Genomic DNA, 8501 nt, shown 5'->3' on the forward strand with positions numbered 1-8501 from the left:
CCGCCACCAAGTCCCGCTTAAACCCCTGAAACAGCCGTTGCGGATCCACTGCCCCCCACCGACCGGCGCGCACGGTTTCCCCCACCAGGAGCTGGCCTTTTCCCTTCACGTAGACCAAGCTGGGAATAGCCGAGTGGTCTGGGCGAGAGAGGCCGGGAAGAGTGAGGAGACGGGGCACTGCTTGGGCGGGATCCCAAACTGCCACCACCGTGTTGCTGGTGCCAAAATCAATGGCTAGGGTCGCTTTGGGGGCAGGTGCCATCAGCTCAATCCTCCAGGCAGGGAACGGCTGACTTTGGCTGGGCAGAGGATGTGGTCACCGCGGCGGTAGCCGACAAAGCGAATGTAAACGGGATCCCCCTTTTGAATATCCGGCTGATCCGGTTGATGCAGTTGCGGATCAAAGGGGACGGACTCCAGGGGGTTGCCGATGGGCTCATACCCCCAGCGCTGCAGCAGAGCGTCTAAGGAGCGAAACAGAGCTGTCACGTTTTGGGCCGGCCAATCGGGCTTGCGCTGGGCAATCTGGCGGACAGTGGGGTAGCTGGTCAGCAGCGGCTGCAGCAGAGAGAAGAGGACTTCTGAGGAATCGGTGGCTCCCATTTTGTCATTCCCGTTGAGGCGCAGTAGGGATCCCAAATCCCACTGCAGAGCGGCAGCCAACTTTTGCAGTTGCTCCAGGCGCAGGGATCCCCACTTCCCCTGGCGCACCTGATCAAGGGCGCGGCGGCTGATCCCGGCCTGGGCCTGTAAAGCCCGCCAAGAAGACAGGCCAACAACCCGCATGCGTTCCTGCAGCCAACTATCCAGCGGTCTCTCGGCCATTGGGTTTTGCCAGGGATCCCTACGATCATGCCCCAACTTGGGTCTAGCTCAGGGATCGGCAAGGCGCAGGGAACGGGCTATAGCTTCCACATCTCGGTCATAGCGCTCGCGCCGGCTGGCCGGGTACACGAACTCAAAGCCAGCTTGCAGCGAAGGGCGGACAACTGTTTTGAGATAGAAAATCCGCTGGCCAAAGGGCTCCGCACCGCTGACACGAACGGGCTCGTAGCCGGAGACCACAAAGAAATCCCGGCCAACAGCTTGGTAAGTAACCCGGCGCTGGTTTTCCCGGCTGCGGCGAAGTTCTTCCTGCAGGGCGCTGGCGGGCGTTGCTTGAAAAATGTTGTACCCACCCCAAACGCGCAGCTCAGCCCCGTCTTGACCGAGAAACACTTGGCCATCGCCGTTGTCCGATTCCCCTTGCGGAATGAAGTCTGCCGGGTAGTCGATGCGGTAGCCGAAACGGGCATTGAGATAGGGCCGGAAACCGGCTTGGGCAACGGGAAGGGCAGGGGCGGGAGCAATGACGGGGATCCCCGCTCCTAGGATCAGTCCGGCAAGCAGACAAGCTAGGCGAGCAGCAGACTTCATGGTTTTGATTGCTCTAATCTGTAGCTATCCTAAGCTCTCTCACCTCCAGCCCCTCTCCTATGGGGACAGAATTTGGTTTGTCCAAGCTCTTTCCCAAAAGACAAAGGGAATAGGAATCCAAGTTTCACTGCCGTTGAGAATGGGTCGGTTGCGCCGCTTGTATCTGGGTGCCACTTGAAATAGTAGGTATAGCATCTTTTTCGAGAGTTTGAAATAAAATACCGATTTTTGGGCCACTATTTTGTTTTGTCGACCAAGTTTAAGTTTGCCGATCAACATCAGGGTTTTGGCCGGAGCGCAGCCGTTCAATTTCTTCTCTTGCCCGCTGGATAGCGCTGCAATTGTCTACCGCTGCCCAGGTGGAGGCCAGAAACAGTCCGGGTAGGGAAACCTCTCCCTCGTCGTCGCTAAACAACACGCCAAGGAAGAAACACCAGCCCAGAAAAACCATCAAAGCTTTCCACCGCCGCGTGTAGAGGTAGGCTCCGAAGGCAAGCAGAATAGACAGAAGGATCACCATCCCCTCGGACTTTTGAGAAAGGGCATAGGTGCGCCGCACCTCTTCATCTCTGCGCTTTTGATCTTCTTGCTGGAGCAACTCTTGCAGATGCTTGTCCATAAGGCCGCCTCAAAATCGGACGGCCTTATCTTAAAAATCCTGGGAAGACCCTTGTTCAAAACAACTTTTCGGGATCCCACGGCAGAAGAAGAGAGGCGAGACTGGTCATCGCCCCTTCCTTCTGTAGAATGGGAAAGCCTCTCTCTAGTTGCAGGCTACAAGGCCCGGACGGACTCTGCCATGACCTCAGCTTCTTTTGCTTTTTCCCCTCGTGTTTTGGATCCCCTTGACCCGCAGGTGCGTCCGGATCCCCAGGGGCGGTTTGGGCCGTTTGGGGGTCGGTTTGTGCCGGAAACCCTGATGAGCGCCCTAACGGAGCTGGAGGAAGCCTTTGAGCATCACTGGCGGGATCCCGATTTTCGCGCTGAGTTTCACAGCCTGCTGCGGGATTTTGTCGGGCGGCCCAGCCCCCTCTACTTTGCCCAGCGGCTAACCGAATACTACGGCGGCCCGCAGATCTACCTGAAGCGGGAAGATCTCAACCACACCGGCGCCCACAAAATTAACAACGCCCTTGGCCAAGTGCTGCTGGCGGTGCGCATGGGCAAGCGACGGGTGATCGCCGAGACCGGCGCCGGGCAACATGGGGTGGCCACGGCAACCGTGTGTGCTCGTTTTGGGCTGGAATGCGTTATCTACATGGGGGCACTGGATATGGAGCGGCAGGCCCCCAACGTGCAGCGAATGCGCCTGCTGGGTGCTGAGGTGCGGGGGGTGGAGGCGGGCACGCGTACCCTCAAAGATGCTCTGTCGGAGGCGATCCGCGACTGGGTGACGAATGTGGAGACCACCCACTATGTGATCGGTACGGTGGCAGGGCCCCACCCTTACCCGAAGCTGGTGCGGGCCTTTCACGATGTCATCGGCCAGGAGACGCGGCAGCAATGCCAGGAGAAGTGGGGAGGGCTGCCGGATGTGCTGCTAGCCTGTGTGGGAGGCGGATCCAATGCCCTGGGCCTGTTTAACGAGTTTGTCCGGGATCCAGGGGTGCGACTGATCGGCATCGAAGCCGCCGGAGAAGGGCTGCACACGCCCCGCCACGCCGCTACCCTCAACCGCGGTCGCATCGGGGTCTTGCACGGGGCGATGAGCTACCTGCTGCAGGATGAAGAAGGTCAGGTGCAGGAGGCCCACTCCATCAGCGCTGGCTTGGATTATCCTGGCGTGGGGCCAGAGCACAGCTACCTAAAAGAAATCGGGCGGGCCGAGTACTACGCGGTTACTGACGACGAAGCGGTGGAAGCGCTGCTGCTGCTGTCGCGCCTGGAGGGGATCATCCCCGCGCTGGAGACGGCCCATGCGCTGGCCTACCTGAAAACTTTGGCCCCACAGCTCGGATCCCAGCAACGGGTAGTGGTCAACTGTTCTGGGCGCGGCGACAAGGATCTAAACACCGTTTTCAAGTATTTGCAGCAGAGAGGGCGTAGCTTTTAGAGTACGGTTGTTGTGACCACCAACGGGATTCTCTTGGGTGTTCACCTGCCGAGTTCACTTCACGGTTCGATTGCTGGGTCTTCTCGGCCTGCTCCTGGCTGCAGGGCTGGGGTTGTGGACGGGATCCGTGGGTGGTCCGCACCGCTGGCACAACCGCACGGGCGAGACGGAGTTCAATAAGGACTCCGTCCCGCTAACGCGATCAGCAGGGATCCCCTCTCCCAGCCGGCGACAACCTCTCCCTGACACCCTGCCGGCGCTGGCGCGTCAGGCCATTGCCTACTACTTCGCCACCGGCCAGGTGCTGCCACCTCCAGAGGAGATCCCGCCCCACTGGCGGCGCTCTGCGGGGGTTTTTGTAACGGTGAGTACAGAGGGTCGGCCCCGTGGCTGCTGGGGCAGCTTGGATCCCAGCGGCGAGGACCTGGTCAGGGCCACCATCCGGGCGGCGGTGGGGGCAGTCACCCGCGATTGGCGCTACGTACCTCTGCAACCCGGGGAGCTGGAGTCGGCCTCCATTCAGGTAGCCATTGTGCGGCGGGTGGTGCCCATTGCGTCGGCGGGACGGAGTCCTTTTGCCGCTGTGGAGCAGGTGGATCCCACCCGCATGGGCCTATTTGTCCGCTCTGGAACCCGGGGAGCGGTGTTGCTGCCGGGAGAGGCTTTGACGACGGAATGGCAGCTCGCCACTGCCAAGAGGTTGGCCGGGATCCCTGTCGACCAGCCGGTGGAGCTGTTTCGCGTGGAGGCAGAGCTGCTGCATGAGTTTTGAGGAGGGGGCAGATCTCAGCGCTTCGCACCGCTGTCGTGAATGGCTGGCAGCCGTGCTGGGCAACACTCACGTGCGCTGGGGCTGGTTTGTGGGGGAGACCCTGGTGAAGGTGGAGCAGTTTCCTGCCCACCAGCCCTTGTCCTGGCCGCAGCAGACAGAGCTGTGGCTGGCTCCTGTGGGCTCTGCTCCCCTGCCGCCGGAATCCCCTTGGGTGCATCGATTGGAGCTATCGCAGGTGCCGCTGCGGGATCCCTACCCGGGGCTGGGGCTGGATCGGGCTTTGGCCCTGTGGGCTGCTGGGATCCACTACGGCTGGCCCTGTTTGGTCATCGACGCGGGTACTGCCCTGACCCTCACAGGAGCTGACTCTGAAGGATCCCTGGTGGGAGGGGCCATCTTGCCCGGCCTGGGGTTGCAGGCGCAGGCGTTGGCTGATCACACAGCCCTGCTGCCCAAAGTGCAGTGGGATCCGCAGGATCCCTTGCCCCCTCGCTGGGCCAACGACACCGTGGCTGCCATCCGCAGCGGCATCCTCCACACCCTCTTGGCTGGCTTGCGCGAGTTCATTGCCGACTGGCGTCGCCGCTTTCCCCAAGGCCCCCTGCTGCTGACCGGCGGGGATGGGAAGTGGCTCCACCCTCACTTGGGCCCGCTTGACCCAGAGCTGCGCTGGGATCCCCACCTGGTGTTGCGGGGAATTGCCGGCTGCCGCCAGCTGCACCGCACTGCCCGCCACTCCCCTAGTGCAGAATAGAAAACAGTCTCTCCCAGACGCCTGCGAGTAACGGCTTCTTGCTTGGGGATCCCATGGCCAACGGCAACTCCTTCGGTGTCCTGTTTTGCGTGACCACCTATGGCGAGTCCCACGGGGGGGCGGTGGGGGTGGTGGTGGATGGCTGCCCGCCGCGGCTGCCCTTGAGCGAGGCCGACATTCAGGCAGAGCTGGATCGGCGGCGTCCTGGCCAGAGCCCCATCACCACGCCGCGCCAGGAAGCCGATCGCTGCGAGATCACTTCGGGAGTCTTCCAGGGCCTCACCCTTGGCACCCCCATCCACATCCTGGTACGCAACCAGGATGCCCGCCCCCAGGACTACCAGGAGATGGCCACCACCTTCCGCCCTTCCCATGCCGATGCCACCTACCAGGCCAAGTACGGCATCCGCAACTGGCAGGGGGGCGGACGGGCCTCAGCGCGAGAAACCATTGGCCGGGTGGCTGCCGGGGCCATTGCCAAGAAGATCCTGCGCCTAGCGGCAGGGGTGGAGATCCTGGCCTACGTGCAGCGGGTAAAAGACGTGGAAGCCCAGGTGGATCCCAGCTCGGTAACTGCAGAGCAGGTGGAGGCCAACATCGTCCGCTGCCCCGATCCCCAAGCGGCGGCGGCCATGATCCAAAAAATTGAGGAGGCGGCGCGGGAAGGGGATTCGCTGGGGGGAGTGGTGGAGTGTGTAGCCCGCCGGGTGCCGCGCGGGCTGGGATCCCCGGTGTTTGACAAGCTGGAGGCCGACTTGGCCAAGGCGGTGATGTCCCTGCCAGCCAGCAAGGGGTTTGAGATTGGCTCGGGGTTTGCCGGCACCTACCTGACGGGCAAGCAGCACAACGACGAGTTTTACATGACCCCCGGCGGCTGGCGCACCCACAGCAACCGCTCCGGCGGCATCCAGGGGGGCATCAGCAACGGCGAAGACATCGTCCTGCGGGTAGCCTTTAAGCCCACTGCCACCATTCGCCAGCCTCAAAACACCGTCACCCTCAATGGGCAAGAGACGGTTTTGGCGGCGCGGGGACGCCACGATCCCTGTGTCTTGCCGCGGGCAGTGCCGATGGTGGAGGCGATGGTGGCCCTGGTCCTCTGCGACCATCTGCTGCGCCACCACGCCCAGTGCGGATCCCTGGTCTTGCCGGAGGTGCCCCTCCCTGTCGCCGCTGCTCCCCAGGCCTAGGAGTCCCCGGCTATGGCCAAGGCCAAAACCGTCTGGGAGTGCAGCCAGTGCGGCGAGCGCTATGCCAAGTTTTTGGGCCGCTGCGACCATTGCGGCGCCTGGAACACCCTGACGGAAGTGGTCGTCGCCCCAGCGGCCAAGTCCCCACGGGCCCAAGCCCTCGCTCCTAGGTCCAACCGCGCCAATGGGATCCCCCGGTCGGCCCTCCCCCTCTCCCAGGTCTCCTCAGATCGCCACCCTCGCCTCTCCTCCGGCTATGGCGAGTTTGACCGGGTGTTGGGAGGTGGCATTGTGCCGGGATCCCTGGTGTTGATTGGCGGGGATCCGGGCATTGGCAAGAGCACCCTGCTGCTGCAGAGCGCTGCCCACCTGGCCAAGAGCGGGCCCATCTTATACGTGTCGGGGGAAGAATCAGCCCAGCAGATCAAGCTACGCGCCGAGCGGCTGGGGGTGGAAAGCGAGCAGCTCTACCTCTTGGCCGAGACCGACCTGGAGGCCATCGTGGCGGAGATCCAGGCTCTGCAACCGCAGGTGGCGGTGATCGACAGCATTCAAGCCATCTTCTGGGGGCAACTCACCTCGGCGCCGGGATCCGTTTCCCAGGTGCGGGAATGCACCGGCCTGTTAATGCGGCTGGCCAAAAAACTGGGGGTGGCTCTGCTGATTGTAGGCCATGTTACCAAAGACGGATCCCTGGCCGGGCCGAAGGTGCTGGAGCATTTGGTGGACACGGTCTTGTACTTTGAGGGGGATCGCTTCCAAAGCCACCGCCTATTGCGCGCCGTCAAAAACCGCTTTGGGGCAGCCCAGGAAATGGGTGTTTTTGAGATGACCGCCTCTGGCTTGGTGGAGGTGGAGAACCCCTCGCAGCTTTTTTTGAGTAGCCGGGATCAGGCCATGCCCGGAACAGCCACCATCGTCGCCTGCGAGGGCACCCGCCCCTTGGTGGTGGAAGTGCAGGCCCTAGTCAGCCCCACCAGCTACAGCTCCCCCCGCCGCACCTCCACCGGCATTGAAATCAACCGCTTTTTGCAGATCTTGGCTGTGCTGGAAAAACGGGTGGGGATCCCGCTTTCCAAATACGATGCTTACATCGCCTCTGCCGGCGGCATTCAGGTAGCCGAGCCGGCTGCCGACTTGGGGGTAGCAGTGGCCGTGGCCGCCAGCTTCCGGGATCGCCAAGTGGATCCTTTTACAGTCCTGATTGGCGAAGTGGGGTTGGGAGGACAGGTGCGCCCGGTGGCCCAATTGGAGCAGCGCTTGAAAGAAGCCAGCAAGCTGGGGTTTCGCCACGCCATCATTCCCAACAGTCCCGTTTTGTCAGATTATGGATTGCGCTTGAGCCGGGTGCAGCGGGTGCTGGAGGCTCTGCTCGTGGCTCTGCCCAGTTCCCAGAGCCCAGAATGAGGGCAGTTGCCCAAGAAAATCCCCTTGCACTTCATCCCGTCGCCGGGTTTTGCTGCGCCCTATCTCCAGAGGCTACGCCTGCTGCAGGAACATCGTCGGCTGCTCTGGTGGTGCCTTCATCACTTTCCCGAAGACTTTTGTTACTCTCAAAAAAGGTTACGCCTGCTGCGCGAACAGCTCAGTAGCATGAGTCAAACCCCAGCCCTCAGTTAGCGGCACCAGCAAGGGATCCCGGTGAGCATGGTTTCCGCACCCTCCAGCCCAGTCCAGCCCTCGATGCCAAAGACGGCATTTCCTCCGCCACCGGATAAAGGCTACACCCGCTGCGCGAACAGCGACCTGGTCATCGAGGACGATGAGCCTGTGGACAGCATTCACTCGGAGAAGCTGCAGCGCCTGCTCACCAGCGCTCTCTACGCCTCCTTCCAGCCCAAGGCCGAAGACACGGGGGAGCTGATCCCCTTTTTGGCCACAGCCAATATTGGCCTGTTCTCTGCCCTCAAACTGCCCCCCCTGATGCCCGATGTGACGCTCAGCCTGGAGGTGGCTCCCCCCGCCAGCTTTGAGCGCAAGGAAGATCGCACCTACCTGGTCTGGGAGATGGGTAAGCCGCCGGATGTGGTCATTGAGATTGTCTCCAAGCGCAAAGGGGAAGAGCTGGGCCGCAAACGCAAAGACTATGCCCGCGCCGGCGTCAGCTACTACGCGGTCTACGATCGCACAGCGGGCATAGCCTCTCCCTTGCGGCAACTAAGGGAACTCCAGGGATCCCCTCTGGCCCTTTTTCAGCGGCGGGGAGGTGAGTTTGTCCCCTTCGCGTCCACATGGCTGGGGGACAAAGGACTCCGTCCCGCTAACGCGAAAGGACTCCGTCCCGCTAACGCGAAAGGACTCCGTCCCGCTAACGCG

The 8501-nt window shown here is 62.2% G+C and carries 9 protein-coding genes and 1 pseudogene; 6 read left to right on the plus strand and 4 right to left on the minus strand.

Translation table 11 applies throughout. The features are described from left to right. The 4 genes and pseudogenes from NW837_RS09445 to NW837_RS09460 all read right to left on the minus strand — a co-directional run. Nucleotides 1-262, minus strand: a pseudogene (locus NW837_RS09445) (Hsp70 family protein); the annotation flags it as partial. After that, complete coding sequence (locus tag NW837_RS09450; RefSeq protein WP_414330992.1) at nucleotides 262-825, minus strand: helix-turn-helix domain-containing protein; 564 nt, start codon at nucleotides 823-825, stop codon at nucleotides 262-264. The pseudogene NW837_RS09445 and the gene NW837_RS09450, both read right to left, overlap by 1 nt. A gap of 48 nt (nucleotides 826-873) precedes the next feature. Continuing rightward, nucleotides 874-1416, minus strand: a complete 543-nt coding sequence (locus NW837_RS09455; protein WP_011433119.1) for a hypothetical protein — start codon at nucleotides 1414-1416, stop codon at nucleotides 874-876. A 259-nt stretch (nucleotides 1417-1675) separates the two neighbouring features. Next, nucleotides 1676-2035, minus strand: coding sequence for a hypothetical protein (locus tag NW837_RS09460; protein ID WP_011433121.1), 360 nt, complete (start codon nucleotides 2033-2035; stop codon nucleotides 1676-1678). A 180-nt stretch (nucleotides 2036-2215) separates the two neighbouring features. Between NW837_RS09460 and trpB the strand changes: the two genes are divergently transcribed. The 6 genes from trpB to NW837_RS09490 all read left to right on the plus strand — a co-directional run. Beyond that, a complete protein-coding gene (trpB, locus tag NW837_RS09465; protein ID WP_414331007.1) occupies nucleotides 2216-3469 on the plus strand; it encodes a tryptophan synthase subunit beta in 1254 nt (417 codons plus the stop codon). Nucleotides 3470-3506: 37 nt separating this feature from the next. Beyond that, nucleotides 3507-4241, plus strand: coding sequence for an AMMECR1 domain-containing protein (locus NW837_RS09470; RefSeq protein WP_414330994.1), 735 nt, complete (start codon nucleotides 3507-3509; stop codon nucleotides 4239-4241). Then, entirely contained in the window at nucleotides 4231-4995 is a 765-nt protein-coding gene (locus tag NW837_RS09475) for a pantothenate kinase (RefSeq protein WP_414330996.1), read from the plus strand. Before NW837_RS09470 ends, NW837_RS09475 begins: the two co-directional genes overlap by 11 nt. Before the next feature lie 53 nt (nucleotides 4996-5048). Further along, on the plus strand, nucleotides 5049-6185 hold the full coding sequence (gene aroC / locus NW837_RS09480) for a chorismate synthase (RefSeq protein WP_414330998.1): 1137 nt from the start codon (nucleotides 5049-5051) through the stop codon (nucleotides 6183-6185). 12 nt (nucleotides 6186-6197) lie between these two features. Next, a complete protein-coding gene (radA, locus tag NW837_RS09485) occupies nucleotides 6198-7592 on the plus strand; it encodes a DNA repair protein RadA (RefSeq protein ID WP_414331001.1) in 1395 nt (464 codons plus the stop codon). Nucleotides 7593-7832: 240 nt separating this feature from the next. Beyond that, nucleotides 7833-8501, plus strand: a 669-nt coding sequence (locus NW837_RS09490; RefSeq protein ID WP_414331004.1) for a Uma2 family endonuclease, incomplete at its 3' end; no start/stop codon positions are given.

The organism is Synechococcus sp. R6-10, assembly GCF_047461815.1.
GTDB lineage: Bacteria > Cyanobacteriota > Cyanobacteriia > Thermostichales > Thermostichaceae > Thermostichus.

Bases quoted from the DNA above. Each gene is read 5' to 3' on its own strand.
- NW837_RS09450 (WP_414330992.1), bottom strand. From the start codon at position 825: ATGGCCGAGAGACCGCTGGATAGTTGGCTGCAGGAACGCATGCGGGTT.
- NW837_RS09455 (WP_011433119.1), bottom strand. From the start codon at position 1,416: ATGAAGTCTGCTGCTCGCCTAGCTTGTCTGCTTGCCGGACTGATCCTA.
- NW837_RS09460 (WP_011433121.1), bottom strand. From the start codon at position 2,035: ATGGACAAGCATCTGCAAGAGTTGCTCCAGCAAGAAGATCAAAAGCGC.
- trpB (WP_414331007.1), top strand. From the start codon at position 2,216: ATGACCTCAGCTTCTTTTGCTTTTTCCCCTCGTGTTTTGGATCCCCTT.
- NW837_RS09475 (WP_414330996.1), top strand. From the start codon at position 4,231: ATGAGTTTTGAGGAGGGGGCAGATCTCAGCGCTTCGCACCGCTGTCGT.
- aroC (WP_414330998.1), top strand. From the start codon at position 5,049: ATGGCCAACGGCAACTCCTTCGGTGTCCTGTTTTGCGTGACCACCTAT.
- radA (WP_414331001.1), top strand. From the start codon at position 6,198: ATGGCCAAGGCCAAAACCGTCTGGGAGTGCAGCCAGTGCGGCGAGCGC.